At 64.5% G+C, this 25,430-nt stretch carries 23 protein-coding genes; 13 read left to right on the forward strand and 10 right to left on the reverse strand.

The features are described from left to right. The 4 genes from hpnE to GCN74_RS16875 all read left to right on the forward strand — a co-directional run bounded on the left by hpnE (position 1) and on the right by GCN74_RS16875 (position 3,276). A complete protein-coding gene (gene hpnE / locus GCN74_RS16865; protein ID WP_319633467.1) occupies positions 1 to 1,353 on the forward strand; it encodes a hydroxysqualene dehydroxylase HpnE in 1,353 nt (450 codons plus the stop codon). Between the two features lie 130 nt (positions 1,354 to 1,483). After that, positions 1,484 to 1,639: a hypothetical protein gene (locus GCN74_RS28770; RefSeq protein WP_193317125.1), complete on the forward strand. Its 156-nt coding sequence runs from the start codon at positions 1,484 to 1,486 to the stop codon at positions 1,637 to 1,639. 28 nt (positions 1,640 to 1,667) lie between these two features. After that, positions 1,668 to 2,459 carry a DUF1700 domain-containing protein gene (locus GCN74_RS16870; RefSeq protein WP_226939085.1) on the forward strand — a complete coding sequence of 264 codons (792 nt, stop codon included), beginning with the start codon at positions 1,668 to 1,670 and terminating at the stop codon, positions 2,457 to 2,459. Positions 2,460 to 2,469: 10 nt separating this feature from the next. Next, positions 2,470 to 3,276, forward strand: coding sequence for a head GIN domain-containing protein (locus GCN74_RS16875; protein ID WP_152257750.1), 807 nt, complete (start codon positions 2,470 to 2,472; stop codon positions 3,274 to 3,276). A 73-nt stretch (positions 3,277 to 3,349) separates the two neighbouring features. On the opposite strand, the gene GCN74_RS16880 is transcribed toward GCN74_RS16875, so the two are convergent. Continuing rightward, positions 3,350 to 4,591: a TIGR03862 family flavoprotein gene (locus GCN74_RS16880; RefSeq protein ID WP_152257751.1), complete on the reverse strand. Its 1,242-nt coding sequence runs from the start codon at positions 4,589 to 4,591 to the stop codon at positions 3,350 to 3,352. Between the two features lie 165 nt (positions 4,592 to 4,756). On the opposite strand from GCN74_RS16880, the gene GCN74_RS16885 reads away from it, so the two are divergent. After that, complete coding sequence (locus GCN74_RS16885) at positions 4,757 to 4,999, forward strand: hypothetical protein (RefSeq protein WP_152257752.1); 243 nt, start codon at positions 4,757 to 4,759, stop codon at positions 4,997 to 4,999. 47 nt (positions 5,000 to 5,046) lie between these two features. On the opposite strand, the gene moaD is transcribed toward GCN74_RS16885, so the two are convergent. From moaD to thrC, 3 genes are read right to left on the reverse strand one after another with little or no spacing between them, the layout of a single operon-like run. After that, entirely contained in the window at positions 5,047 to 5,304 is a 258-nt protein-coding gene (moaD, locus tag GCN74_RS16890) for a molybdopterin converting factor subunit 1 (protein ID WP_152257753.1), read from the reverse strand. A 10-nt stretch (positions 5,305 to 5,314) separates the two neighbouring features. Beyond that, positions 5,315 to 6,541 carry a gephyrin-like molybdotransferase Glp gene (gene glp, locus GCN74_RS16895; RefSeq protein WP_152257754.1) on the reverse strand — a complete coding sequence of 409 codons (1,227 nt, stop codon included), beginning with the start codon at positions 6,539 to 6,541 and terminating at the stop codon, positions 5,315 to 5,317. 14 nt (positions 6,542 to 6,555) lie between these two features. Beyond that, on the reverse strand, positions 6,556 to 8,052 hold the full coding sequence (gene thrC / locus GCN74_RS16900) for a threonine synthase (RefSeq protein WP_152257755.1): 1,497 nt from the start codon (positions 8,050 to 8,052) through the stop codon (positions 6,556 to 6,558). Between the two features lie 297 nt (positions 8,053 to 8,349). Here thrC and GCN74_RS16905 point away from each other — a divergent pair, with 297 nt between their 5' ends. After that, positions 8,350 to 9,090: an AAA family ATPase gene (locus tag GCN74_RS16905; RefSeq protein ID WP_152257756.1), complete on the forward strand. Its 741-nt coding sequence runs from the start codon at positions 8,350 to 8,352 to the stop codon at positions 9,088 to 9,090. 81 nt (positions 9,091 to 9,171) lie between these two features. On the opposite strand, the gene GCN74_RS16910 is transcribed toward GCN74_RS16905, so the two are convergent. The 3 genes from GCN74_RS16910 to kbl all read right to left on the reverse strand — a co-directional run bounded on the left by GCN74_RS16910 (position 9,172) and on the right by kbl (position 12,952). Then, a complete protein-coding gene (locus tag GCN74_RS16910; protein ID WP_152257757.1) occupies positions 9,172 to 10,572 on the reverse strand; it encodes an L-serine ammonia-lyase in 1,401 nt (466 codons plus the stop codon). Positions 10,573 to 10,739: 167 nt separating this feature from the next. Next, positions 10,740 to 11,705, reverse strand: a complete 966-nt coding sequence (locus GCN74_RS16915) for an NAD-dependent epimerase/dehydratase family protein (protein ID WP_152257758.1) — start codon at positions 11,703 to 11,705, stop codon at positions 10,740 to 10,742. A gap of 20 nt (positions 11,706 to 11,725) precedes the next feature. Next, the gene (gene kbl / locus GCN74_RS16920) at positions 11,726 to 12,952 is read right to left on the reverse strand and encodes a glycine C-acetyltransferase (RefSeq protein ID WP_152257759.1); all 1,227 of its coding nucleotides are present in this window, start codon (positions 12,950 to 12,952) and stop codon (positions 11,726 to 11,728) included. A gap of 221 nt (positions 12,953 to 13,173) precedes the next feature. On the opposite strand from kbl, the gene GCN74_RS16925 reads away from it, so the two are divergent. Continuing rightward, the gene (locus tag GCN74_RS16925; RefSeq protein WP_152257760.1) at positions 13,174 to 13,749 is read left to right on the forward strand and encodes a helix-turn-helix domain-containing protein; all 576 of its coding nucleotides are present in this window, start codon (positions 13,174 to 13,176) and stop codon (positions 13,747 to 13,749) included. Between the two features lie 24 nt (positions 13,750 to 13,773). On the opposite strand, the gene GCN74_RS16930 is transcribed toward GCN74_RS16925, so the two are convergent. Then, positions 13,774 to 14,865, reverse strand: a complete 1,092-nt coding sequence (locus GCN74_RS16930) for a PEP-CTERM sorting domain-containing protein (RefSeq protein WP_152257789.1) — start codon at positions 14,863 to 14,865, stop codon at positions 13,774 to 13,776. A gap of 271 nt (positions 14,866 to 15,136) precedes the next feature. Between GCN74_RS16930 and GCN74_RS16935 the strand changes: the two genes are divergently transcribed. The 5 genes from GCN74_RS16935 to GCN74_RS16955 are packed head-to-tail and all read left to right on the forward strand — an operon-like array spanning position 15,137 to position 20,387. After that, positions 15,137 to 16,063, forward strand: a complete 927-nt coding sequence (locus GCN74_RS16935) for an STM4015 family protein (RefSeq protein ID WP_152257761.1) — start codon at positions 15,137 to 15,139, stop codon at positions 16,061 to 16,063. Between the two features lie 14 nt (positions 16,064 to 16,077). Next, on the forward strand, positions 16,078 to 17,178 hold the full coding sequence (locus GCN74_RS16940; RefSeq protein ID WP_152257762.1) for an STM4014 family protein: 1,101 nt from the start codon (positions 16,078 to 16,080) through the stop codon (positions 17,176 to 17,178). Next, positions 17,171 to 18,016: an STM4013/SEN3800 family hydrolase gene (locus GCN74_RS16945; protein ID WP_152257763.1), complete on the forward strand. Its 846-nt coding sequence runs from the start codon at positions 17,171 to 17,173 to the stop codon at positions 18,014 to 18,016. Before GCN74_RS16940 ends, GCN74_RS16945 begins: the two co-directional genes overlap by 8 nt. Next, on the forward strand, positions 18,013 to 19,392 hold the full coding sequence (locus tag GCN74_RS16950; RefSeq protein ID WP_226939086.1) for an STM4012 family radical SAM protein: 1,380 nt from the start codon (positions 18,013 to 18,015) through the stop codon (positions 19,390 to 19,392). Before GCN74_RS16945 ends, GCN74_RS16950 begins: the two co-directional genes overlap by 4 nt. Further along, entirely contained in the window at positions 19,386 to 20,387 is a 1,002-nt protein-coding gene (locus tag GCN74_RS16955; RefSeq protein ID WP_193317126.1) for an STM4011 family radical SAM protein, read from the forward strand. Before GCN74_RS16950 ends, GCN74_RS16955 begins: the two co-directional genes overlap by 7 nt. Here the strand turns inward: GCN74_RS16955 and GCN74_RS16960 are convergent. Continuing rightward, a complete protein-coding gene (locus GCN74_RS16960; protein WP_193317127.1) occupies positions 20,323 to 22,506 on the reverse strand; it encodes a prolyl oligopeptidase family serine peptidase in 2,184 nt (727 codons plus the stop codon). The two genes, GCN74_RS16955 and GCN74_RS16960, sit on opposite strands and share 65 nt — an antisense overlap. 414 nt (positions 22,507 to 22,920) lie before the next feature. Between GCN74_RS16960 and GCN74_RS16965 the strand changes: the two genes are divergently transcribed. Further along, on the forward strand, positions 22,921 to 24,708 hold the full coding sequence (locus GCN74_RS16965; RefSeq protein ID WP_152257791.1) for a GGDEF domain-containing protein: 1,788 nt from the start codon (positions 22,921 to 22,923) through the stop codon (positions 24,706 to 24,708). 143 nt (positions 24,709 to 24,851) lie between these two features. On the opposite strand, the gene GCN74_RS16970 is transcribed toward GCN74_RS16965, so the two are convergent. Beyond that, positions 24,852 to 25,328 (reverse strand): DUF4262 domain-containing protein, encoded by a 477-nt coding sequence (locus tag GCN74_RS16970; protein ID WP_152257765.1) that lies wholly within the window; start codon positions 25,326 to 25,328, stop codon positions 24,852 to 24,854. Between the last annotated feature and the right edge of the window lie 102 nt (positions 25,329 to 25,430).

The raw sequence follows: 25,430 nt of genomic DNA on the forward strand, positions 1-25,430 counted from the left end.
GTGAAGCAACGCTACGCCGTCATCGGCGCCGGCTGGGCCGGTTGCGCGGCGGCCATGGAACTGGCGCGCGCCGGCCATGCCGTCACCGTCTTCGAGGCGGCGCGCACCCTGGGCGGACGCGCGCGCCGGGTCGAGCGCGAAAACACCGTGCTCGACAACGGCCAGCACATCCTGCTGGGCGCGTACACGGAAACCTTGCGCCTGATCAAGCTGGCGGGACAGGACCCTGCGGAACTGATCCTCACCCTGCCCCTGCAGATGCGCTATCCGGCCGGCCCCGATGGCATGGATTTCATCGCGCCCCGTCTGCCCGCGCCCCTGCACCTGGCATGGGCCCTGCTGCGCGCCAAGGGGCTGCAGCGCGCCGACAAGCTGTCACTGATGCGCTTTTCCACGGCCATGCGCTGGATGGGCTGGCAACTGTACAACGATTGCACGGTCAGCGAACTGCTGCAGCGCTTCGACCAGACGGACCGTTTGAACCGGCTGATGTGGCATCCGCTGTGCCTGGCCGCCCTGAATACCCCGCCCGGGCGGGCGTCGGCACGCGTCTTCCTCAACGTGCTGCGCGACAGCCTGGGCGCGCGCAGCCGCCGCGCCTCGGACATGCTGATCCCGAAGGCGGACCTGAGCAGCCTGCTGCCCGACGCGGCCGCCCGCTATGTGGCAGGGCATGGCGGCGAAGTCCGCACGGGCGCCAAAATCACCGCCTTGCAGGCGCTGCCCGACGGCCGCTGGCAGCTTGCCGATGCCGATGTCTTTGACGGCGTCATCGTCGCCACCTCGTCCGTGCAGGCGGTCAGCCTGCTGCAAGGCGTGCAGGACGCCCGCCTCGACGAAGCGGTGAAGCGCATGCAGGCGTTCACGCCGGAAGCCATCAGCACCTGCTACCTGCAATATGACGCCGCCGTGCGCCTGGACTTGCCGTTCTACGCCCTCGTCGATGCGCCCGCGCGCCAGCACTGGGGCCAGTTCGTCTTCGACCGTGGCCAGCTCGACGCCAGCCAGGCAGGCTTGCTGGCCGTCGTCATCAGCGCGTCCGGCCCGGCCGCCGAGCAAGGCCACGGACCGCTGGCGCAAGCCATCGCGGCGCAGCTGGCGCAGGCGCTGCAGCGTGCGGACCTGGCGCAACCCGTCTGGACCCAGCTGATCACGGAAAAGCGCGCCACCTTTGCCTGCACGCCGGACCTGGCCCGCCCCGGCAACGCCAGCGGCGTGCCGGGCCTGCTGCTGGCCGGCGACTACACGGCCAATGATGACCGCACGCTGGACTATCCGGCCACCATCGAGGCGGCCGTGCGCAGCGGCGTGGCGGCTGCCAGGGGCGTCGCCACGGCCAAGGGACCAAAGTAGACTTGACGGTGCATCCTGCCCTGGTGTCGCTCGCCCCCGCGAAATTGCATTCTGTCGCACCGCGCTGGTGCGCCTGCCTGCGCTTCGGTACAGTCCGATCATCGACAACGGCCATGCCACGGGGAATACCATGCACACCACCTTGCACTTGAATAACAGCTTGAAAGCCGTGGCGCTGCTGGCAGGCGTGGCACTGGCCGCCATGATCGTCATGCACGGACAGCCAGCGCAGCATGCGCCATTGCTGCTGAGCCAGGCAAGCATGTTGCTGCCGGCGGTGGGCTGACACGGCGCAGCGGACGAACAGGAAGAATATGATGAACAAGCAAGATTATCTCGACTCGCTGCGGCGCGCGCTGGCAGGCTTGCCGCCGGACCTGGTGGCCAAGACCCTCGACTATTACGAACAGACCTTCATCGAAGGCGCGGCGGCCGGCCGCAGCGAGCACGAGATCGCCGACGACCTGGGCGACCCGAAGAAAATCGCCCTCACCTTGCGCAGCAGCACCCACCGCCAGGCTTTCGAACAGAAGAAAACGCCCGTCAACCTGCTGCGCCTGCTCGTCTCGCTGGTGGGCCTGGCCATCTTCAACCTGTTCATGGTCGTGCCTGCCGCCGTGTATGCGGCCCTGCTGGCCAGCCTGTATGCCGTGGGCCTGAGCTTTTACCTGGCAGGCATCGCCATCACGGCCAGCGGCTTGTCCGGCGCCAACGAACTGGTGCTCGATGGCCCCCTGCGCCACGTCTTCATCCATGACGATGACGGCGGCGAAGGGGGCGAGCGGCGCGAGACGCGCATCACCATCGGCGACACGGGCATCGAAGTCGACCACGTGCCCGGCACGGCGCAGCGTGAGCGCACCGAATCCGAGACAGCGGGCGCCTCGTCGCGCATGATGGAACGGGCCGAAGCGCTGGCCGGCGGCGGCATCCGCATCTCCACCGACATGGACCGCGATGCGCGCACCACGCAAACCGTCTTCGGCATGGGGATGCTGCTCGGCGGCATCGCCATCTTCCTGCTCAGTCTGGTGGTAACGCGCTATACCTTGATCGGTATCAAGCGCTACATCGCCATGAATGTTTCTCTGCTCAAAGGTCACTAGAAAGGCTGCCATGAAACGCTTGCTCAAAGTCGGCCTGTCCATGTTCCTGCTGGCACTGGTCCTCATCGCCATGTCCTACGCCGCGCTGCGCGCCAAGGGAATCAGCAATCCCAGCAGCGCTGCCGGCCGCGCCGTGCGCAGCGAAACGCGCCCGATTTCTGCCACGATCAACAGCATCGACCTGGCCGGCCCCATCGACCTGGTGCTGCGCCGCGGCGCCACGCCATCGCTGAAGGTGAGCGGCGAGCAGCGCCTGCTGTCGAACGTCGATACCACGCAGGATGGCACGACCCTGCATATCGGCCCGAAAGGCATGCTGTTCCACCACCGCCAGCCGCTGCAGGTGGAACTGGTGCTGCCCGCCCTCGTGCGCCTGGAAGTGCACGGCAATGGCGACAGCAGGATCACGGGATTTTCCGGCGACAGCTTCATCCTGGAACTGATGGGCTCTGGCAACGTCAGCTTCACGGGACGCTACAAGCAGGTGCAAGCCACCGTCAACGGCAGCGGCGACCTCGACATCAATGGCGGCAACAGCGACAGCGTGGTGCTGGAAATGGTGGGCTCCGGGCGCATCGCCGCCAGCGGCAACACGAAATTCCTCCGTGCCGACCTGAGCGGCTCAGGCGATATCGATGCCGAGCACCTGGCGGCCGACAAGGGCAGCATCAGCCTGCAAGGCTCGGGACAGAGCACCGTCTTCGTGCGCGACGCCACCAACCTGACCTTGCGCGGCAGCGGCGACATCCACGTCTACGGCAACCCGCGCCAGCGCGATGCGCAGAAAAGCGGCTCGGGCGACATCATCTGGCACTGAGGAGGACAGCCGCGCACAATCTGCTGCGCGGCACGATTGTGAACGGCGTCGTGGCGCTGACGATCACGTAACTTCAAGAATGCTCTTCCAGCCAGCTGACCGCCTGCTCGCCCGCCGCCTTGCCTTGCGCCAGGCAGGCCGTCAGCAGGTAGCCGCCCGTCGGCGCTTCCCAGTCCAGCATTTCACCGGCCACGAACACGCCCGGCATGGCGCGCAGCATGCAGCCGTCGATGCCGTCGAATGCCACGCCGCCGGCGCTGCTGATGGCTTCATCGATGGGGCGCGGGCGTATGAGCCTGACGGGCAGCAGCTTGATGGCGCGCGCCAGCTTTGCCTCATCGGCAAAGTCGGCGGCGTTCAGGCATTCGCGCAGCAAGCCCGATTTCACGCCCTTGATGCCCAGCCGGCTTTGCAAATGGCTGGACATGGAACGGGCGCCGCGGGGCCGCGTCACTTCCTCGAACACGCGTTCCTGGCTGTGGTCGGGCGCCAGGTCCAGCCAGATGGTCGTGCTGCCTTTGGCCGCGATCTGCTCGCGCAGGGCAGCCGACAGCGCATAAATCAGGCTGCCCTCCACGCCGCCCGCCGTGATGACGAACTGGCCCTGGCGCTTGATCGTCAAGCCATCGATGTCGCGCGCCGTGATGGCCACGGTGGCCAGCGGTTCGCCCGCATGGCGGCCGCTGAAATGCGCGCTCCAGTCCACGTCGAAGCCGCAATTGGCGGGCGCCAGCGCTTGCACGGCCACGCCCTGCCCTTGCAGCAGCGGCACCCAGGCGCCGTCCGAACCCAGGCGCGCCCAGCTGCCGCCGCCCAGCGCCAGGATCACGGCGTCGAAGGAGCGCAGGCGTTCGCCGTCCGGCGTGGCAAAGGCCAGCTGGCCGTCGCGCCAGCCCGTCCAGCGGTGGCGCATGTGAAATTGCACGCCCGCTTCGCGCAGGCGGTGCAGCCAGGCCCGCAGCAAGGGCGCGGCCTTCATATCGGTGGGGAAGACGCGGTTCGAGGAACCGACAAAGGTGTCCACGCCCAGGCCATGCACCCAGTCACGCACCTTTTGCGGGCCGAACTGGTCCAGCGCCGGCTTCAAGCGGCTGGCCTGCCTGCCGTAGCGCGAAACGAAGGCCTGGTAGCCTTCCGCATGCGTGATGTTCATGCCGCCCCGTCCCGCCAGCAGGAATTTGCGGCCGACGGACGGCATGGCGTCGAACAGTTCCACCTGCGCCCCCTGCCCGGTGGCTGCCTGGGCGGCCATCAGGCCGGCGGGGCCGCCGCCGATGACGGCGATGTGAAACGGAGGGGAAGTGGTATGGGTCATGGCAAGCTGGGAAGACGGTGAAAACCCCGGCATTTTAGTCGAGATTGGCGTGCTTAAGGCAGCCCGATGGCGCGGCCGCCCAAAAATGAGGCATACTGCGCTCAGATGCTGCAGCGATCGGCAACCTGACTACACGAGACAACGCGACGACAAGAGGAGAAACACATGGGTGCAGGATTCTGGATTTCCCGCTATTTGCTGGCCAGCTCGATTTTATTCATCATCCTGACGGTGGTCGAGTACAGCAAGGGCACCACCAGCCAGGCTGACATCCTCAGCGCCCTGGCCTGGTCGCTGGTGGCGTCGGCCATCTTCATCGGCTCGAAATACTGGCGCTACCGGAAAGCCATCGCCTGCGCCACGTGCAGCGATACCACGGCCAGCAAGCCGAAAACCAAGGCACCATGAAAAAACGGCCACTTCGATGAAGTGGCCGTCGCATTTGGCACGCGGGATCAGCCGCCCGTCACGGGCGGGAAGAACGCCACTTCGTCGCCTTCGCCTATCACGGTATCGGCATCGCACATCACCTGGTTATGCGCCATGCGCAGCGCGCGCCCCTGCGCCAGCGCGTATTCCCAGTTGCCGCCGCGGGCGATCAGGAGGGCTCGCACCTCGCCCACCGTCAGCCGCAGCTCGGCCACTTCCAGCATCTCCTGGCCCGTGCCCACCAGCTCGCGCACGCTGGCAAAAAAACGCAGATTGATCTTCATCAGGGCTTCCTTAGTACAGCAATTCGTTAAACGGGATAAAGCGCAGCATGTCGCCGCGGGCAATCGACAGTCCCGGCGGACAGTCGATCAAGCCGTCGCCCCACACGGTGGACGTCAGCACGCCGGAACTCTGGTTGGCGAACAGTTCCAGTTCGCCGTCCTCGTTGACCCTGGCGCGCAAGAACTCGTTGCGCTTGTCCGCCTTCAGGCGCTCGAAAGCGGCCGGCAGCCTGTAGCTGCGCGGCGCCAGATTCCCCGCCACGCCCTGCAGGCGCAGGATGAACGGGCGCACGAACAGCAAGAAGGTGACAAAGCTGGACACGGGATTGCCGGGCAGGCCGACAAAGAACGCGTCGTTCACTTCGCCGAACGCCAGCGGCTTGCCCGGCTTGACGGCGATCTGCCACATGTTCAGCCGCCCTTCCGCTTCCACGGCCGGCTTGATATGGTCTTCCTCGCCCACGGACACGCCGCCCGAGGTGATGATCAGGTCATTGCCCCGGGCCGCCTGGCGCAGCACGGCGCGCGTGGCGTCCAGGCTGTCGGGCACGATGCCCAGGTCCGTGATGTCGCAGCCGAGGTTTTCCAGCAGGCCCCGCAGGGTAAAGCGGTTCGAGTTGTAGACGGCGCCCGGCGCCAGCGGCTCGCCGGGCATGGCCAGTTCGTCGCCCGTGAAAAACACGGCGACGCGCAGCTTGCGCAGCACGGGCACTTGCGCCAGGCCCACGGAGGCGGCCAGGCCCATTTCCTGGCTGCGCAAGCGCCTGCCCGCGCCCAGGATCTCGCCGCCGGCGCGGATATCCTCGCCCTGGCGGCGCACCCATTCGCCCGCATGCGGCACGTGGTTGACCGTCACCACGCCGTCAAGCACGGAGCACTGCTCCTGCATCACGACGCAGTCGGCGCCCTCAGGGATCAGGGCGCCCGTGAAGATGCGCGCCGCCGTCCCCGGCTGCAAGGGCTGGCCCACATGGCCTGCAGCGATGCGCTGCGACACGGGCAGGCTGGCCGCGCCGCTGGCGCAATCCTGCGCGCGCACGGCGTAGCCATCCATCTGCGTGTTGTCGCGCTCGGGCACGTTCAGGGTGGAGGTCTGCGCGGCCGCCAGCACGCGGCCGTTGGCGCGCATGGTGTCGACCAGCTCCACCTCGGCCACCGGACGCGCCGCGCCCAGCATGAAGGCTTGCGCCTCGGCCACCGACAGCATGGGTTTGCGTTCCGCGGCAGGATCGTTCATCGCAGGCCCGCTCATCACAAGCCCGTATTGGCGGCGATGTACGCCTTCATTTTTTCCACGTCCGTGCCCATCACGACGAACTTCTGCGGCAAGTCTTCGATGTTCTCGAAGCCGGCCGGGCGTTCCGCGTCCACGCCCAGCGCTTCGAGGATGGTTTCGTTGAATTTGGCCGCCAGCGCCGTTTCCAGCACGATCATCGGCACGTTGGGCTCCAGGTGCTCGCGCGCCACCTTGATGCCGTCGGCCGTGTGCGTGTCGATGGTGATGCCGTAGTCGTCGGCCACGTCGCGGATGGTGTCGAGGCGGTCCTGGTGCGTGGACTTGCCCGACTTGAAGCCGTACTTGGCCACCAGCTTGAACTCGTCGCCATCGCTGCCCGGCTTGCCGGACAAGTCGAAGCCGCCGTGCGTTTCCACTTTCGTGAACAGCGCGCGCACGCGCTCGCTGTCGCGGCCCACCAGGTCGTAGACGAAGCGCTCGAAGTTCGACGCTTTCGAGATATCCATCGACGGGCTGCTCGTATGGTACGTCTCGGCGGACTTGCGCACGCGGTACACGCCCGTGCGGAAGAATTCGTCGAGCACGTCGTTTTCATTCGTGGCCGCCACCAGTTTCGAGATGGGCAAGCCCATCATGCGGGCGATGTGGCCGGCGCAGATATTGCCGAAGTTGCCCGACGGCACCGTGAACGACACTTTCTGTTCGTTGCTGGTGGTGGCCGCCAGGTAGCCGCGGAAGTAGTACACGACTTGCGCCACGACGCGCGCCCAGTTGATGGAGTTGACGGTGCCGATCTTTTGCTGCGCCTTGAACGGCAAGTCGTTCGACACGGCTTTCACCATGTCCTGGCAATCGTCGAACACGCCTTCGACGGCAATGTTGTAGATGTTCGGGTCTTGCAGGCTGAACATCTGCGCCGTCTGGAAGGCGCTCATTTTCTTGTGCGGCGACAACATGAAGACGCGGATGCCCTTCTTGCCGCGCATCGCGTATTCGGCCGCGCTGCCCGTGTCGCCCGACGTGGCGCCGAAGATATTGAGTTCGGCGTCGTGCTTGGCCAGGGTGTATTCGAACAGGTTGCCCAGCAGCTGCATGGCCATGTCCTTGAAGGCCAGGGTCGGGCCGTTCGACAGCGCCTGCAGGATCAGGGTGGTCGATCCGCCCTTGACGACGTTTTCTTCCAGCACGCGCAGCGGCGTGATGTCGGCCGCGTTTTCGCCGGCGCGGGCGTTCTTGTAGACTGCCTTGGTATAGGTTTTCGCCGTCAGCGCCTTCAGGTCCGCGGCCGGGATATCGGTGGCGAACTTCTTCAGGATTTCGCAGGCCAGGTCGGCATACGACAATGTGCGCCAGGCATTGAGCTCGGCACCAGTGACTTGCGGGTAGTGTTCTGGGAGATACAGTCCGCCATCGGGGGCCAGGCCGCCCAGGAGGATGTCGGAGAATTGCTGCAAAGATGACGGTTGCGACTGCAATGGCGCTGTATCAGCGCGGGTAGACACGTAATGCATAGATTTGAAGAGTCCAGTTGAGCTGAGAGCGGTTGATCATGAATGGCAGCGGATATTATAGTGCCAGCCGCCGTCCAAGGCGAATCGCGTGACGCAAGCAGTATCCGGATGCAACAATTCAGATGTGACAATTGGAGAGCCGCGTTGTTATCAAACAGGCCATAATACATTGAGATCAAGCCATGTGGCCATGGCTGGCGTGCACGCTGGCGCGCGCCGCCGATTTGCGCCACACTGCCCCTGTCGCCCCGACGGGGCCATCACTGGAGTAGCGAAACATGGAGTCGAGAAGCGGCCATGCCGATCAGTAAAAAACCGTACCTGCAAAGCGCCGCGCTGCGCCCGGACGCCGTCGTCGACCTGGGCCACTATCCGTTCACCATCCCTGCCATCCGCGACTTCGTGCACATCGACTTCCACCGCGACGTGACGTTTTTCGTGGGCGAGAACGGCAGCGGCAAGTCGACCATGCTCGAAGCGCTGGCCGTGGCGCTGGGCTTCGGCAAGGATGGCGGCACGCGCAACGTGCGCATCGCCCTGCCATCGGACGAGGAATCGGGCTTGCACGCGCACTTGCGTCTGAGCAAGAGCTACAAGAAACCGGACGACAGCTATTTCCTGCGCGCGGAGAGCTTTTTCAACGTCGCCACCTACATGGACGACATGCCCGAATACCTGGGCAGCTACGGCGGCAAGTCGCTGCACGCGCAATCGCACGGCGAGGCGTTCATGGCGACCCTGATCAACAAGCTGCGGGGCAAGGGACTGTATCTGCTGGACGAGCCCGAGGCGGCCCTGTCGCCCAGCCGCCAGATGGCCGCGCTATCGGTGATCCACCAGCTGGTGCAGGACGACTCGCAGCTGATCATCGCCACCCACTCGCCCATCCTGCTGGCCTACCCGAACGCGAAAATCCTCAGTTTCACGGGCGGCGGCATCCACGAAGTGGCGTATGAAGACACGGAACACTACGCCGTGACGCGCGATTTCCTGAATAACTATTCGAGAAGGCTGGAGCAGCTGTTCGAGGAGGAGTGAAGACCAACCCAAGGACAAACTCCGGGGTCGGACCCCGAGGGTCCGACTCCGGTCCTTGCCGTTGGGGTATTTGGCTGATGCTCAGCAAGCGGCGTGGTTGACGGTAATCACGTGCACGGCCAGGCCGCCCAAGGACGTTTCCTTGTACTTGTCCTGCATGTCCGCGCCCGTCTGGCGCATGGTTTCGATGACTTCGTCGAGGCTGACGAAGTGGGTGCCGTCGCCCTTCAACGCCAGCGAGGCGGCCGTAATGGCTTTCACGGCGCCCATGCCATTGCGCTCGATGCAGGGAATCTGCACCAGGCCGCCGATGGGGTCGCACGTCATGCCCAGGTGGTGCTCGATGCCGATTTCGGCCGCGTTTTCGATCTGTTCGTTGGTGCCGCCCAGGGCCGCCACCAGGCCGGCCGCCGCCATGGCGCAGGCCACGCCCACTTCGCCCTGGCAACCCACTTCCGCGCCCGAGATCGAGGCATTGCGCTTGCACAGCATGCCGATGGCCGCCGCCGTCAGCATGAAGCGGCGCACGCCGCCCACGGGGTCGCTGGGGCGGCAATCCTGCGCGTAGTAGCGCAGCACGGCCGGGATGATGCCGGCAGCGCCGTTGGTCGGCGCCGTCACCACGCGCCCGCCGGCCGCGTTTTCCTCGTTGACGGCCATCGCGTACAGGCTGACCAGGTGCACGGCGTCGTGCGGCAGGTCGTTGGCGCGGTTGTCGGAGGCCTTGGCCTCCTGCGCCAGACGCCACAATTTGGCGGCGCGGCGCTTCACGTTCAAGCCGCCCGGCAGGTTGCCCGTCGTTTCCAGGCCGTGCGCGATGCAGTCGCGCATGACGTGCCAGATGCGGTCCAGGCCTTCATTGAGTTCCGCGTCGCTGCGCTTGACGCATTCGTTCGCGCGCAGCATTTCCGGGATCGACAAGCCGCTTTCCACGCCATGCGCCAGCAGCTGCTCCATCGTATCGAAGGGGAAGACGACGCGCGCGGCAGCCGCCGGTTCCACGGCCGCCTCGGCCTGGGCCTCGCCCGCTTCGCGGATAAAGCCGCCGCCGATCGAGTAATACACCTTGTCGATGCGGCTGCCGTCCGCCAGTTTCAGCGTAAAGCGCATGCCGTTCGGATGTTCGGGCAAGGATTCGCTCTTGTGCCAGACCAGGCCCGTGGCCGCCGTGAACGGCACCACATGCGTGCCCAGCAGCGCGATTTCACCGGCCGCCTCGATGGCGGCCAGCTTGCCGTCGACGGCATCGGGCGCCACGTGCTGCGGCGTTTCGCCCATCAAGCCCAGAATGACGGCCTTGTCCGTGGCATGGCCCACGCCCGTCAGCGCCAGCGAGCCGTACAGGGCCGCCTCGACGCCCACCACCTGGTCCAGGGGACCGTATTCGACCAGAAAACGCCGCGCCGCCACCATCGGCCCCACCGTGTGGGAACTCGACGGCCCGATGCCGATCTTGAACAGGTCAAATACGCTCATATCCATAGAATGTCTCTTTTTTATAGTGGTGCTGTTTTAGAACGCCTGGCAAACCTACTGCGCGTCGCGACTTGCGGCCTGCGATGCTCACTGTGCATCCGCACAGCTGCGCTTCTCTGCCACAACTCCCATCCGCTCGCTACGGTTTTGCCAGGCGTGCGATTTTGCCGGACTCAGGCCGCCTTGGCCGCCTGCCCCGCATCGACGTTGGCCAGCATGTCCGTGACCATCTGCTCGACGCCGATCTGCGCCTTCCAGCCCCAGTCGGCGCTGGCCTTGCTGTCGTCCAGGCTTTGCGGCCAGCTGTCGGCGATGGCCTGGCGGCTGTCCGGCTTGTAGCTGATCTTGAAGTCCGGCACCATGTGCACGATGGCCTTGGCCAGCTGCTCCGGGTTGAACGACACGCCGGCCACGTTGTAGGACGAACGGATCTTGATCGATGCCGCCGGCGCGTCCATCAGTTCGATGGTGGCGCGGATGGCGTCGGGCATGTAAATCATCGGCAAGGTGGTGTTCGCATCGAGGAAGCAGTCGTAGCGCTCGCCGCGCAAGGCCGCATGGAAGATGGCGATGGCGTAGTCGGTGGTGCCGCCGCCCGGAGGCGATTTGTAGCTGATGATGCCCGGGTAGCGGATGCTGCGCACGTCCACGCCATACTTGTTGAAGTAGTACTCGCACAGGCGCTCGCCAGCCAGCTTGCTGATGCCGTACATCGACGTCGGGTCCATCACCGTCATCTGCGGCGTATTGACTTGCGGCGTGTTCGGACCGAAGGCGGCAATCGACGATGGCCAGAAGATGCGCAATGGTTTACCCGCCTCGCCCCGCTCGCGCGCCAGCTCCAGGATATTGAGCAAGCCATCCATGTTCAGGCTCCACGCCTTCAGTGGCGCCGCTTCGCCCGTGGCCGACAGCATGGCCGCCAGCTGGTACACCTGGGTAATGCCTTCGTCGGCGATGATCTTCGCCAGGCCGTCCTTGTCCAGCACGTTCAATTGCGCGTAGCGCTTGGCCTGGTACAGATTATTCGTGCCGATGTCGCTGGCGATGACGTTGTCCGCGCCGTGCTGCTGCGCCAGCGCGCCCACCAACTCACTACCGATTTGGCCGTTTGCGCCTATGACTAAAATGCGTTCCATCTTCGTATCCTGATTTCTTGTTAATTAGTGGTGGTCGTGGTGGTCAGCAAGCCGAGTTCCTTGCCAGCCTGCTCGAAGGCGGCCAGCACCTTGACCAGCTGTTCGCGGGTATGCGCGGCCGACAGCTGCACGCGCACACGGGCCTGGCCCATCGGCACGACCGGGTAGAAGAAACCCGTCACCAGCACGCCCAGTTCATACAGGCGGGCGGCGAATTTCTGCGCCACGGGAGCGTCGAACAGCATCACGGGAACGACGGGATGGGTGCCCGGCTTGATGGTGAAGCCGATGCGCTCGATCTCGCTGCGGAAGAAGGCCGTGTTGTCATGCAGGCGGTCGCGCAGTTCCGTCGACTTGGCCAGGCGCTCGAGTACCGACAGCGAAGCGCCGGCAATCGATGGCGCCAGGGTGTTCGAGAACAGGTAGGGACGCGATTTCTGGCGCAGCGTGTCGATGACTTCCTTGCGCGCCGAGGTAAAGCCGCCCATGGCGCCGCCCAGGGCCTTGCCCAGGGTGCCCGTGATGATGTCGATGCGGCCCATGACATTGTGGTGTTCGTGCGTGCCGCGGCCCGTCGCGCCCATGAAGCCGGACGCGTGGCATTCGTCGATCATCACCAGCGCGCCGTACTTGTCGGCCAGGTTGCAGATCTTGTCCAGTTGCGCAATCGTGCCGTCCATCGAGAACACGCCGTCCGTGACGATGACTTTATGGCGCTTGCCGGCGGCGACGGCCGCCTGCAGCTGCACTTCCAGGTCGGCCATGTCGTTGTGCGCGTAGCGGTAGCGGCCAGCCTTGCACAGACGGATGCCGTCGATGATGGAAGCGTGGTTCAGCGCGTCGGAGATGATGGCGTCGTTTTCATCGAACAGGGGCTCGAACACGCCGCCGTTGGCGTCGAATGCGGCCGCGTACAGGATCGTGTCTTCCGTGCCCAGGAAGCTGGAAATGGCCTGTTCCAGTTCTTTATGCACGGTTTGCGTGCCGCAGATGAAGCGCACGGACGACAGGCCGTAGCCGTATTTTTGCGTGGCGGCAATGGACGCTTCCTGCGTCTGCAGGTCGCCGGACAGGCCCAGGTAGTTGTTCGCACACATATTGATCAGGGTACGGCCATCGTCGCACACCACTTCGGCGCCCTGGCGCGAGGCGATCACGCGCTCGGGCTTGTACAAGCCCTGCTCGCGCAGTTGATCCAGATTCTGTTGCAGACCGCTGAAAAAGGTGTTCTTCGCTTGCTCGCTCATGATATTCCCTGTGTCCCTGATGTATGCGTGTGGTGTCCGTGTGGTCTCAGCCGCCATAGGGGAAAGCCGCCGCTTGACCGGTGCGCGCACAATGCTGTACCGTGAAGCGCTGTTTGAAGTCTACACGTTTCCGTGTTTCTCCTCAAAATCCACTATTTCGAACTGAAATTCAATATAGTGGATATTACCCAAGCCTATTGAACTTTGCAAGCCACCTGCCGATGAAAACCAGCGTTTCGACCAATTCTCCCCCTGAAGTAGGTGCCACCCTGCAACGGCTGCGCCTGGCGCGCGGCCTGACACTCGAGGATTTGTCGCGCATCGCGGGCGTCTCGAAGTCCATGCTGTCGCAGATCGAGCGCGAAAAAGCCAATCCCACCATCGCCATCACGTGGCGCCTGGCCAACGCCCTGGGCGTGCAGATCGGCGAATTGCTGTCCAGCGCGGAAAAAGCCGTGGAAACCATCCGCGTCACGGACGCCCACGAAACCCCCACCCTGCCCGGCGACCACGCGGGCTACGTGCTGCGCATCCTGGGGCCGATGGAACTGGCGGGAAAATACGAATGGTATGAAGTGACCCTGGCGCCGGGCGGCGAACTGGCGTCGCAGCCGCACGATCCGGGCACCACCGAGCATCTGACGGTGATCCACGGCAACCTGGAGCTGGAAGTGGGCGCGGCAAGGAAAAAGGTCAAGAATGGCGGCACGGCGCGCTATCCGGCCGACTTGCCGCACACGATACGCAATCTGGGCAAGACGGAGGGCAAGGCGCTGCTGGTGGTGATCCACCGCTAGCGCGCCGCCCCCCCATCGGCAACATCAGCCGTGGCGCGGGCGCCGGCGCAAACGGGCAAAACCCAGCAGGGCCATGCCTCCCGGCAGCATGGCATAGGTTTGCGGTTCGGGCACGGGGCTGAGCGGATCGAGCCGGACGATCTCGCACAGGAACGATTTGCAGCGGCGCGCGGAAATCTGTCCCGCTTCATTGATGCCGCCGGCGGCAACATAGCTCCAGCCGGTCTCGCCCGGCACCAGGCTTTCCAGGCGGTAGAAAACCCCGTTGCTGTAGAACATGCCACTCGCGCTCAGCACCTGCCCCTGGCCGTCCACGCCGACCGGCTCCGATATCGATTTCAGGAATTCCGTCCGCTCGCCCGTCTTGAGGAAACCGCGCGTCCGGTCCTGGTTCCAGTCGGGGGTGACATTGCCGACCATCTGGCCCGCATTGTTGATGCCCGAAATCGTGCTCTGGTAGCCGCCCCACCCCGTCACGTCGGTCATCACGCCATCCTTGTACATGAAGCCTTGCGAACCGCCCGGGGTCGGCGCCATGGTGGAGCCGCCGACGACGACGCCAGCATCGTTGATGCCCGTGACCCAGCTATCCTTGCCGCCCAAGGTGCCCAGGGCCCGGATACCGAATTGCGGGTCGTACAGATAGGCTTTCGTCGTGTAGTCGAAAGTGGCATAGCTGCCGAAGCCGGCATTGAAGGCAACTTGCCCTGCAGCATTCATGCTCCCGGACCATGTCGTTTGCCCGGCGATATTGAGCGAGGTCGCCACGCCGCCGGACAGGATGTGCACCAGTGCGTTGCCATTGCTGCCGGCAGAACGCACGAGGCTATCCCCGGCCGCATTGCTGGCAAACACCATGTTGCTCACCCCGGCCTTGGGCGCCACCGTCAATTGATTGCCCGCCGTGGCATACACCATGTCGACGCCGTCGAGCCGGCCCACGCCGTAAATCTGCCCCATGGCGCTGATACTGCCCACGCTCAGGTTGGCCAGCGATGCATTCTCGAACACCGTGACGGAAAACTGGGGCCGCGATGCCGGCGCCCCCTGCGCCAACGCCAGCGTACTGATGCAACTGAAAAACAAGGGCAGCGTGATTCTTCGGATTATTTTCATTATTCCCTCCAAGAAAAATGCACGATATAATTAAATATTAAAAATGTAAACTTATTTGACAACATTGTTGTTTGCAAGACATTCGAACCGCCCCGTTGTCGCGCAGCCGTGCGCAATAAGTCCTTTTGCCCATGCTAAGATTTCGCAATAGACAAGATTTCCAGGCCTGGATGTCTTTGCAGAGCGCCGCAGCACATCCCGGCTCGCCCCATCCTTGCTACGCCCCTGCGCGGCATCCAGGCCCCAACTGTTTTCTAACGGAGCCCACGCGATGACCATTTCCGACAGCACCACCACCTTCCACAATAAAAAGGTCGTCGAGTACGACCCGGACCTGCCGTTCGACGCGTCACCCGACATCGTCTACCGCCTGTCGCTCGAGTATGACGACGCGCGCAAGATGGACGAACTGATCGCCAGCTTCCTCGGCAAGGCCGACAAGAACGCGCTGTCCGCGCTGATCATCGGCATGTGGGGCGACCCGTATGAATCGGGCGCCGACGAAGTGATGGCCGCGCTGATCGCCCATGCCGCCGAACTGCCCAACTTGCGCGCCCTGTTCATCGGCGACATGACGTACGAGGAATGCGAAATCTCCTGGATTGTGCAAGGCAGCTACAAGCCCCTGCTGGACGCCTTCCCGCTGCTGGAGGAATTGCGCATCCGCGGCGGCAATGAGCTCGTCATCGAGCCGTTCGCGCACCAGCACCTGCGCCGCTTCACCATCGAAGCGGGCGGCCTCGATCAAAAGATCGCCGAGGCGCTGGCGCAATCGAGCATGCCGCAGCTGGAACACCTGGAACTGTGGCTGGGCACGGACGACTATGGCTTTTCCGGCGACGTGGACCTGTACCGCAAGGTGCTGGCGCAGCTGACCGTGCCGACCCTGCGCTACCTGGGCTTGCGCGATGCGGAAATCGCCGACGACCTGGCCGTGTGGCTGGCGGAAGAGCCGCTGGTGGCGCAGCTCGACACGCTGGACCTGTCGCTGGGCACCATCGGCGACCTGGGCGCCGTGGCCGTGCTCCATCACACGCAGCTGGGCAATCTGAAGCGCCTGGACCTGTCGCACCACTACATTTCCGAGGAAAACCAGGCGAAACTGAAGGCGCTGCCTTTCGAGGTGGTGCTGGACGACCCGCAGGAAGCGGACGAAGACGACGGCGAAAGCTACCGCTACGTGGCCGTGGGCGAATAAGCGGAGTCGCTCCCTTGGCTACACCTCTCACCCTGCTGGCCACCGCCGGCAGCAAGCGCGTGCGCCTGATGCAGGCGGCGCGCGCGCACCTGCGCCTGCCGCCCGCGCAGGTGCTGGAATGGCGCGACTGGCTGGCGCAGCCGGCGCTGCTGGACGATGCATTGCGCCAGCCCGGCCTGTTGAAGATCGAACCACCGGGCGACGATCGCGCCGCCCACCTGCTGTTGCTGGATGCGGGCTGCCGCCTGCAGGGCCGCGCCCCCGTGCGTGCGCCCGAACACGGCGAACTGCTGGCCATGGATGCGTGGTTTGCCGGTTTTGCCGCCGCCATGGCCTCCCTGGCGGCGCAACTGGCCGAACTGCCGCAGGCGCGCGTCGTCAATGCGCCGGCCGAAATCAGCCTCATGACGGACAAGCTGGCATGCCAGCGCCACCTGGCCGCGCACGGCGTGCCCATCCCCGCGCTGCTGGGGCCAGTCGAGAGCCACGAGCACCTGCAGTCGCTGCTGCATGCGCATGATCTCGAGCGCGTGTATCTGAAACCGCGCTATGGCTCGTCCGCGTCCGGCGTCGTCGCCTACCGCAGGAACAAGGCCGGGCGGCAGCAAGCCACCACCTCGGCCACCATGTTGCGGACGGACGGCCAGACGCGGTTGTTCAACGTCAAGCGCATGGCGCGCTACGAAGCAGCGGCCGACATCGCGGCCCTCGTCGACGCGCTGGCCGCGCAACAGCTGTACGCGGAAGCGTGGCTGAACAAGCCGCGCTGCGGCGACAGCCACTACGACCTGCGCGTCATCACCGTGGCGGGCCAGCCCGCGCACCGGGTGGCGCGCATCGGCGACCGCATGATGACCAATCTGCACCTCGACAACCGGCGCGGCGACGCGGCCGGCCTCTTGAACGAAGCCGACCTGGCGGCACTGGAAACGGCCAGCGCCCTGGCCGCGCGCGCCTTCCCCGCCAGCCACGTGACGGGCTACGACCTGGTGGTGCGCCACGGCCAGGCCCGCGTGCTGGAAGCGAACGCCTTCGGCGACCTGCTGCCCGGCCTGCTCTGGCAAGGCAACGACACCTATACGGCGCAACTGGCCCATTTCACCCGACATGCCTGACGAAATCCCCAAAATCCCCAATATGCACGCCGTCGTGGGCAGCCACGACATCGTCTTCATCACGCTCGACACCCTGCGCTACGACGTGGCGCAGGCGCTGTACGCCGCGGGCGAACTGCCCGTGCTGGGGCGTTTTTTACCACCGGGCGGCTGGGAACGGCGCCATTCGCCCGCCACCTTTACCTACGCGGCGCACCAGGCCTTCTTTGCGGGATTTTTGCCCACGCCGGCCGCGCCGGGCCGCCATCCGCGCCTCTTCGCTTCCGCCTTCGCGGGCAGCGAAACGACGTCGCCAAGCACGTTCGCGTTCGAGGAAGCGGACCTTCCCGCCGCATTGGCCGCGCGCGGCTACCGCACCATCTGCATCGGCGGCGTGGGCTTTTTTAACAAGCAGACCGCGCTGGGCTGCGTGCTGCCGTCGCTGTTCCAGGAAAGCCACTGGAGCGCGGGCATGGGCGTGGCCAGCCGCCACTCGACGCAGAAGCAGGTGGCGCTGGCCATCGCCCGCCTGGCGGACGGCGAACAACGCACTTTTTTGTTCATCAACGTGGCCGCCCTGCACACGCCGAACCGCGCCTACCTGCCCGGCTGCCGCGCCGACAATCCGGACAGCCATGCGGCGGCCCTGCGCTATGTCGACGGGGCGCTGGCGCCCCTGTTTGCCGCCTGCGCCGCGCGCGCGCCCACGTTTGCCATCGTCTGCTCGGACCACGGCAGCGCGTATGGCGAGGACGGCTACCGGGGCCACCGCGTGGCGCACGACAGCGTGTGGAACGTGCCCTACGCGCATTTTTTCATTGATTCTTCACACCAGCATTCCAAGGGAGCCGCACCGTGAATCCATCCGAACAGCCGGGCACCCTGGCGCAGCGCATGTGCCACACGCCTTACCAGGCGTATTCCTACTCGTATCCGCACAAGGCCGCCTACCGTACGCTGGAGCAGGCCACGCCGCTGGCACCCCTGTGGGCGCAGCAGGACCGCTCCGCCCTGTTCGCGTACATCCACATCCCGTTCTGCGAGATGCGCTGCGGCTTTTGCAACCTGTTCGCCATGGCGCGCCCCGGTGCCGACATGGTCGAGCGCTATGTGCGGCAAGTGCTGGTGCAGATGCGCGCCCTGGCCGGCGCCCTGGGCGAACGGCGCTTTGCCCGCTTCGCGCTCGGCGGCGGCACGCCCACCTACCTGTCGCCCGCGCAGCTCGACACCCTGCTGTGCGGCGCGCGCGACATCCTCGGCATCGACCTGCAAACCACGCCGGCCGGCATCGAGGCGTCGCCCGAAACCATCACGCCCGAGCGCCTGGCCGTCTGCCGCGCGCATGGCATCGACCGCGTCAGCCTGGGCATCCAGAGCTTTGCCGCCGGCGAGATGCGCGCGCTGGCCCGCCCCCAGCAAAACGCCACCGTCCATCACGCCATCGGCCTGATACGCGCGGCCGGCTTTCCCACCTTGAACCTGGACCTGATCTATGGCATCGCGGGCCAGACGGTGGCCAGCCTGCTGGCCTCCATCGACAGCGCGCTGGCCTTCCGCCCCGAGGAAATCTATCTGTACCCGCTGTACGTGCGCGAGCAGACGGGTCTCGGCAAGATCGCGCGCCGCCAGGGCGCCGATACGCTGAACCCCATCATGCTGGCGCAGGACGGCGACAGCCGGCTGGCCCTGTACGCGGCCGCGCGCGACCATTTGCGCGCGCAAGGCTATGAACAGGTGTCGATGCGCATGTTCCGCGCACCGCACGCGCCGGAACAGAACGGACCGTCGTACTGCTGCCAGAACGACGGCATGGTGGGCCTGGGCGCGGGCGCCCGCTCCTACACGGCCACTCTCCATTATTCCAGCGAGTACGCGGTGGCGCGGGCAGAGACCATCGGCATCATCGACAACTACCTGGCGCTGGACGAAGAACGCTTCGCCCAGGCCGAACATGGCTATGTGCTCGACGAAGTGGAACAGCGCCGCCGCTACGTGATCCAGTCGCTGCTGACGAAACCGGGCCTGGACCGCGACGCCTACGCGGCCCGTTTCGGCACGCATTGCGAAGCAGACCTGCCGCAGCTGGCCGAGCTGCACGCGCTGGAACTGGTGGAACAGGATGGTCCGCTGCTGCGCCTTAACGACCGGGGCTACAGCTATGCCGACACCATCGGCCCCTGGCTGGCCTCCGAGACGGTGCGCGCGCTGATGGCGCAAGCGGGCCAGGCGTGCTGACCACGCAGCCGGGCACCTTGTCCCTGCTGTACCGGGGCACGCTATCGAGCTGCAACTACGCCTGCGGCTACTGCCCGTTTGCCAAGAAGCGCGACAGCCGCGCCGCGCTGGCCCGCGACGCGCGCGAAGTGGCGCGTTTTACCGGCTGGGTGGCGGCGCAGGAGCGGCACATCGGCGTGCTCTTCACGCCCTGGGGCGAAGCACTGGTGCGGCGCCACTACCGCGCGGCCATGCAGGCGCTGGCCGCACTGCCGCACGTGCGCCAAGTGGCGCTGCAGACCAATCTGGCTGGTCCTTTGGCCTGGCTGGAAGAGTTGGACGGCACCAGCCGGCAAAAGATCGGCCTGTGGTGCACCTACCATCCTGACCAGACGACACTGGCCCGCTTTGTCGAACGCTGCGCGCGCCTGGACGCCATGGGCGTGCGCTATTCCGTGGGCGTCGTGGCGATGAACGAACACCTGGGCGCCATCCGCGCCCTGCGCGCGGCCCTGCCCGCGCACGTCTACCTGTGGCTGAACGCCTACGACCGGCGCGGACCCGGCTACTACACGGCGGAAGACCTGGCCTGGCTCGACGCCGTCGACCCGTGGTTCGCGCAGAACCGCCGCCCGTCGCCCTCGCGCGGAAAACCGTGCCTGGCGGGCGAGGCATCGCTGTCCGTCGATGGCGACGGCGAACTGGCGCGCTGCCATTTCGTACCCGAGCGGCTGGGGAATCTGTATGTGGATGAGCTGGCGGACATGCTGCAGGAAAAGTCCTGCCCCCGCTTCAAGTGCGATTGCTATATCGGCTATGCGCAGCGCAAGGATTTGCCGTTCCAGACGGTGTTTGGGGAGGGTGTGCTGGCGAGAATAGCCCCAGATGCAAGGGCCGGGGTCGGACCCTCAGGGTCCGACCCCAGTCTTTGCCTGGGGGGGGTAATACGGCTTACTGCGCCGCCACCTTGGCCGCTTCCGCAGGCACCGCTGGCGCCATCTTCAGCGACCGGCTGAGGAAGCCCCAGCGGTCTGCCACTTCTTCAATCTGCTTGGTCGTCGGCTTGCCGGCGCCATGGCCCGCCTTGCTGTCGATGCGGATCAGCACGGGTGCGGCACCGCCTTGCGCTGCCTGGGCGGCGGCGGCGAACTTGAAGCTGTGGGCAGGCACGACGCGGTCGTCGTGGTCGGCCGTCGTGATCATGGTGGCCGGATAGCAGCCGCCCGCCTTCAGGTTGTGCAGCGGCGAGTATTTCACCAGCGCCTTGAACTGTTCGGCATCGTCCGACGAGCCGTAGTCAGGCACCCAGCCCCAGCCCACGGTGAACTTGTGGAAGCGCAACATGTCAAGCACGCCCACCTGCGGGATGGCCGCGGCGAACAGGTCGGGACGCTGCGTCATGGCCGCGCCCACCAGCAGGCCGCCATTGCTGCCGCCGCCGATCGCCAGCTTCGATGGCGAGGTGACCTTGTTGTCCACCAGCCATTGCGCCGCGCCGATAAAGTCGTCGAACACGTTTTGCTTGTTCAGCTTGGTACCAGCCTGGTGCCAGGCTTCGCCGTATTCTCCGCCGCCGCGCAGGTTGGCCATCACGTAGACGCCGCCCATTTCCACCCAGGCAAGATTCGCCACGGAGAAGCTTGGAGTCAGCGAAATATTGAAGCCGCCATAGCCGTACAGATAGGTCGGATTCGTGCCGTCCAGCTTCATGCCTTTTTTCGAGACGATGAACATCGGCACCTTGGTGCCGTCGCGGCTGGTGAAGAATTGCTGGCGCGTTTCAAAGGCGTTCGGGTCGAAATCGACCTTCGGCTGGCGGTACACGCTGCTCTTGCCCGACTTCATGTCGTAACGGTAGATGGTCGCTGGCGTCGTAAAGCTGGTGAACGAATAGAACGTTTCCGTGTCGCCGCGCTTGCCCGCAAAGCCGCCTGCCGAACCGATGCCCGGCAAGGCCACTTCACGCACCAGCTTGCCGTTCAGGCCGACGATCTTGATTTGCGTCTGCGCATCTTTCAGGTAGTCGAGCACCAGCTGGTTGTTGATCAGGTTGACGGCAACGAGGGTTTCCGCCGCCTGCGGCACGATTTCCTTCCAATCGGAGGGCAGCGGCTTGCGCGTGTCGATGGCGATCACGCGCGATTTCGGCGCCTGGTTATCCGTCTTGAAGAAGAAGACGGGGCCGTCATTGTCGATGAACGAGTACGACGCATCGAACGCTTCCAGCAAGCCCACGACCTTGGCATTCTTCTGGCGCAAGTCCTTGTAGAAGACGCGGTTCTTGCGTTCCGTGCCTTGCGTGGCCGTGATGATCAGATAATTGCCGTCGTCGCTGACGATGCTGCCGCCAAACGCCCATTCCTTCTGATCGGGACGGTCGAAGACGAGCACGTCGTCGCTTTGCGGCGTGCCGATCTTGTGGAAGTACAATTTCTGGAAGTAATTGATATCGGCCAGCTTGGTTGCTTCGTTCGGCGCGTCATAGCGGCTGTAGAAGAAACCGGTGTTGTCCTTGGTCCACGAGGCGCCCGAGAACTTGGCCCACTTGATGTGGTCCGTCAAGTCCTTGCCCGACTCGATGTCGCGCACTTTCCATTCGTTCCAGTCGGAACCGGAAGCGGACGTGGCATACGCCAGGTACTTGCCGTTCGGGCTGATCGAGGTGCCGGCCAGCGCCACCGTGCCGTCCGTGGACAGGGTATTCGGGTCCAGCAGCAGGCGCGGCTCGTCCGTCAGTTTTTTCACCGTGTACAGCACGGCCTGGTTCTGCAAGCCGTCATTGCGGCTGTAGAAGTAGCGGCCGCCCTGCTTCGTTGGCGTAGTGAAACGCTCATAGTTCCACAGCTTGGTCAGGCGCTGCTTGATCGCGGCGCGCTCGGGGATGGTGCCCAGGTACGACTGCGTCAGCTTGTTTTGCGCCGCCACCCACTCGCCTGTCTCGGCGCTGTTGGCGTCTTCCAGCCAGCGGTACGGGTCGGCGATGGTGGTGCCGAAATAGCTGTCTTGCTGGTCGACTTTTTTGCTGACCGGATACGTCACGGAGGCGCCATCGCCGGCCGGGCAGGATTGTGCCATGGCATTGCCACCGAAAGCGGCCAGCAAACTGAATATGAGGGTTGCACTACGTAATTGCATGGGTTGTTTGTCTCATTGTTGGATGTCGAGGAAAGCAGGCCGCGCACACATGCCGCGGCTGCCCATATTGACTTTCGCCAAGAGAAATCATAGCGCGGATTGGCACTTTTAAAGCACAGTTATCTGATGGATTTGCCGTCTTTTGTTTGGGCAATTTGCAGGAATCGCCGTGATAAATCGCGTTTTTGGCAAGAATCGGCAAACTGGCAGACAGGCAAGAAACATTGTCAAAATCAAATACGTTTCATCAAGCCGTCATAATTCTTCCTTACCATGGGCAACATGTTCATGGCCCGTCCAGAGGCCGTGCCGCCACATCCGCCTATGCACACTCTCGCCCTCCCTTCCGCCACTGCCGTGCCGCCCGGCGCGCCGCCATCGAATGTGGCTTACCTGAAGCCGCCATCGCACACCATGACCATCGAAGGGACGGATGCCTTGCACGAGATCCTGGCGGGCCGCAAGCTCAACGCGCTGTTCCAGCCCATCATCCACATGCACAGCGGCGACATCATCGGCTACGAAGGCTTGATACGGGGCCCGTCCGACAGCCCCCTGCATGCGCCGATGAACCTGTTCAAGGTGGCGCGCGCGCACGACCTGACCCTGGAAGTGGAACACCTGTGCCGGCAAGTTGTGCTCGAACGCTTTGCCGAACTGCAGCTGCCGGGCAAGCTGTTCCTCAATGTCAGCCCGGAATGTTTATTACTGCGCAATGCCCGCCATGGCGAGACACTGGAATACATCGAACACATCGGCATCAATCCGGACCGGGTCATCATCGAGCTGACGGAAAACCAGCCCACGTATGACTACGAGCTGATGCGCGAAGCAGTGCTGCATTACCGCAATATGGGCTTCCAGATCGCCATCGACGACCTGGGCGAAGGCTTTTCCAGCCTGCGCCTGTGGTCGGAACTGCGGCCCGAGTACGTGAAAATCGACATGCATTTCATCCAGGGCATCAATAATGACCCCGTGAAACTGCAATTCGTGCGCTCGATCCAGGAAATCGCGGAAAAGTCGGGCACCCTGGTGATCGCCGAAGGCATCGAGGCGCAGACGGAATTGCTGGTCTTGCGCGACCTGGGCGTGGCGTTCGGCCAGGGCTACCACCTGGGCCGCCCCAACGCCGTACCGGCGCGCGCCTTGCCGGCCGAAGTGGTGCAGGCGCTGGGGCGCAACGGCGTGGCCGTGTATCCGCAGCGCAGCAGCCTGGAAAAGAACGGCGCCAGTATCCGCAAACTGCTGCACCGCGTGGCCGCCGTTTCGCCGCAGCTCAACAATAACGAGGTGTACGATATTTTCCTGAAGGAACCGAAGCTGATGATCATCCCCGTCGTCGACGACGGCGTGCCGCTGGGCCTGATCAGCCGCTTCGAGATGATCGACCACTTCGCCCGCCCGTATCAGCGCGAACTGTATGGCAAGAAATCGTGCAGCCTGTTCATGGATGCCACGCCCCTGATCGCCGACCACGAGACGAGCTTGCAGGAACTCAGCTACACCATGGTGCAGTCCAGCGCCCACCACCTGTTCAACGGTTTCATCATTACCGAACACGGCCGCTACCTGGGCATGGGCACGGGACACGACCTGATGCGCGAAATCACGCAGATGCAGATCAATGCAGCCCGCTACGCCAACCCGCTCACGCAGCTGCCCGGCAACGTGCCCATCAACGAGCATATCGACCGCCTGCTGCACAGCGCTGCCCGCTTCTGGGTCTGCTATTGCGACCTCGACCACTTCAAGCCCTTCAACGACGTGTACGGCTACCGCAAGGGCGACGACGTGATCCAGCTGACGGGAGAAATCCTCAGCGGCCATTGCGACCCGAACCGCGACTTCATCGGCCACATCGGCGGCGACGATTTCATGATCCTGTTCCAGAGCGAAGACTGGGAAACGCGCTGCCAGGCGATGCTGGACGACTTTGCGGCCGCCATCCTCGCCTACTACAGCACGGGCGACTGCGAACGGGGCGGCTACATCAGCGAAGACCGGCAGGGCAAGAAAGTATTCTATTCATTGATCAGCCTATCTTTGGGCGTGATCAAGGTGGAAGCCCACCAGTACTACACGCACCACCAGATTGCCACGCAGGCGGCGGAAGCGAAGAAGCAGGCCAAGAAAATCCACGGCAACAGCCTGTTCCTGGACCGGCGCCAAGGCACGGGCATGGCGCGCATGGATGCCTAGCTCAGGCGGTCACTACGGGGCGGAGCGCAAGCCGTGGCGCCGGCATTGACGCAAGCGGCAATGCCGGCAGTAATGCAATCGCGCCGGGCCGGGCACAGACAGGATTGCCATGCCGCCAACCATGCCGACGGACATGCCCGTCATCATGCCGCCAGCGGCGCCGGTCCCAGCAGAGGCTGGCTATTCACATACTGCGCACTGGCTTGCGCCTGCCACGGGAAGTGGCCATCGCGCGACGGCCAGACGATCTGGTACACGGTAAAATCATCGCCCTGGTAATACCAGCGCGCATAGCCGACATAGTTGCGGTATTGCTCGACGGGCACGCGCACGAAGGCGCATTGATGGCCTTCCAGCAAGACGTCCGTGGTGGCCGTGAAATCCGTGATGGCGCCGCTGCGCGCGGCATCGAGCGCCACGTCGAGTATCTGGTGGGCCATGGCGCGCGGCAAGCCCATGATGAGGAATTCAGGCTGGCCGAAACTGTGGCAAGCGCCTATCGTGAACGCATAACCGGGACCTTCTTCATCGGCGCTGATATGGACGCCATGCCAGCCATGCGTGGCGATGTCGTCGATAACTTTTTGCTCGGATGCATCCTCACCTGCCTGCCTTACCATGTTCCACCTTTCACTGTGCCAATAACCCCTGCCGCATGCAGGCCTCGTACACGCGTTGCGCACGCGTTGTGCACGCATGGCCTCGTTGCGGCGCGACATGCC

It is taken from the genome of Janthinobacterium sp. FT14W (genome assembly GCF_009208755.1).
Classification (GTDB): domain Bacteria; phylum Pseudomonadota; class Gammaproteobacteria; order Burkholderiales; family Burkholderiaceae_D; genus Janthinobacterium; species Janthinobacterium violaceinigrum.

Bases quoted from the DNA above. Each gene is read 5' to 3' on its own strand.
- GCN74_RS28770 (WP_193317125.1), top strand. From the start codon at position 1,484: ATGCACACCACCTTGCACTTGAATAACAGCTTGAAAGCCGTGGCGCTG.
- glp (WP_152257754.1), bottom strand. From the start codon at position 6,541: ATGAACGATCCTGCCGCGGAACGCAAACCCATGCTGTCGGTGGCCGAG.
- thrC (WP_152257755.1), bottom strand. From the start codon at position 8,052: ATGCATTACGTGTCTACCCGCGCTGATACAGCGCCATTGCAGTCGCAA.
- GCN74_RS16870 (WP_226939085.1), top strand. From the start codon at position 1,668: ATGATGAACAAGCAAGATTATCTCGACTCGCTGCGGCGCGCGCTGGCA.
- GCN74_RS16885 (WP_152257752.1), top strand. From the start codon at position 4,757: ATGGGTGCAGGATTCTGGATTTCCCGCTATTTGCTGGCCAGCTCGATT.
- GCN74_RS16925 (WP_152257760.1), top strand. From the start codon at position 13,174: ATGAAAACCAGCGTTTCGACCAATTCTCCCCCTGAAGTAGGTGCCACC.
- GCN74_RS16880 (WP_152257751.1), bottom strand. From the start codon at position 4,591: ATGACCCATACCACTTCCCCTCCGTTTCACATCGCCGTCATCGGCGGC.
- GCN74_RS16960 (WP_193317127.1), bottom strand. From the start codon at position 22,506: ATGCAATTACGTAGTGCAACCCTCATATTCAGTTTGCTGGCCGCTTTC.
- GCN74_RS16875 (WP_152257750.1), top strand. From the start codon at position 2,470: ATGAAACGCTTGCTCAAAGTCGGCCTGTCCATGTTCCTGCTGGCACTG.
- GCN74_RS16905 (WP_152257756.1), top strand. From the start codon at position 8,350: ATGCCGATCAGTAAAAAACCGTACCTGCAAAGCGCCGCGCTGCGCCCG.
- GCN74_RS16930 (WP_152257789.1), bottom strand. From the start codon at position 14,865: ATGAAAATAATCCGAAGAATCACGCTGCCCTTGTTTTTCAGTTGCATC.
- GCN74_RS16915 (WP_152257758.1), bottom strand. From the start codon at position 11,705: ATGGAACGCATTTTAGTCATAGGCGCAAACGGCCAAATCGGTAGTGAG.
- GCN74_RS16935 (WP_152257761.1), top strand. From the start codon at position 15,137: ATGACCATTTCCGACAGCACCACCACCTTCCACAATAAAAAGGTCGTC.
- GCN74_RS16970 (WP_152257765.1), bottom strand. From the start codon at position 25,328: ATGGTAAGGCAGGCAGGTGAGGATGCATCCGAGCAAAAAGTTATCGAC.
- moaD (WP_152257753.1), bottom strand. From the start codon at position 5,304: ATGAAGATCAATCTGCGTTTTTTTGCCAGCGTGCGCGAGCTGGTGGGC.
- GCN74_RS16910 (WP_152257757.1), bottom strand. From the start codon at position 10,572: ATGGATATGAGCGTATTTGACCTGTTCAAGATCGGCATCGGGCCGTCG.
- GCN74_RS16945 (WP_152257763.1), top strand. From the start codon at position 17,171: ATGCCTGACGAAATCCCCAAAATCCCCAATATGCACGCCGTCGTGGGC.
- GCN74_RS16965 (WP_152257791.1), top strand. From the start codon at position 22,921: ATGACCATCGAAGGGACGGATGCCTTGCACGAGATCCTGGCGGGCCGC.
- kbl (WP_152257759.1), bottom strand. From the start codon at position 12,952: ATGAGCGAGCAAGCGAAGAACACCTTTTTCAGCGGTCTGCAACAGAAT.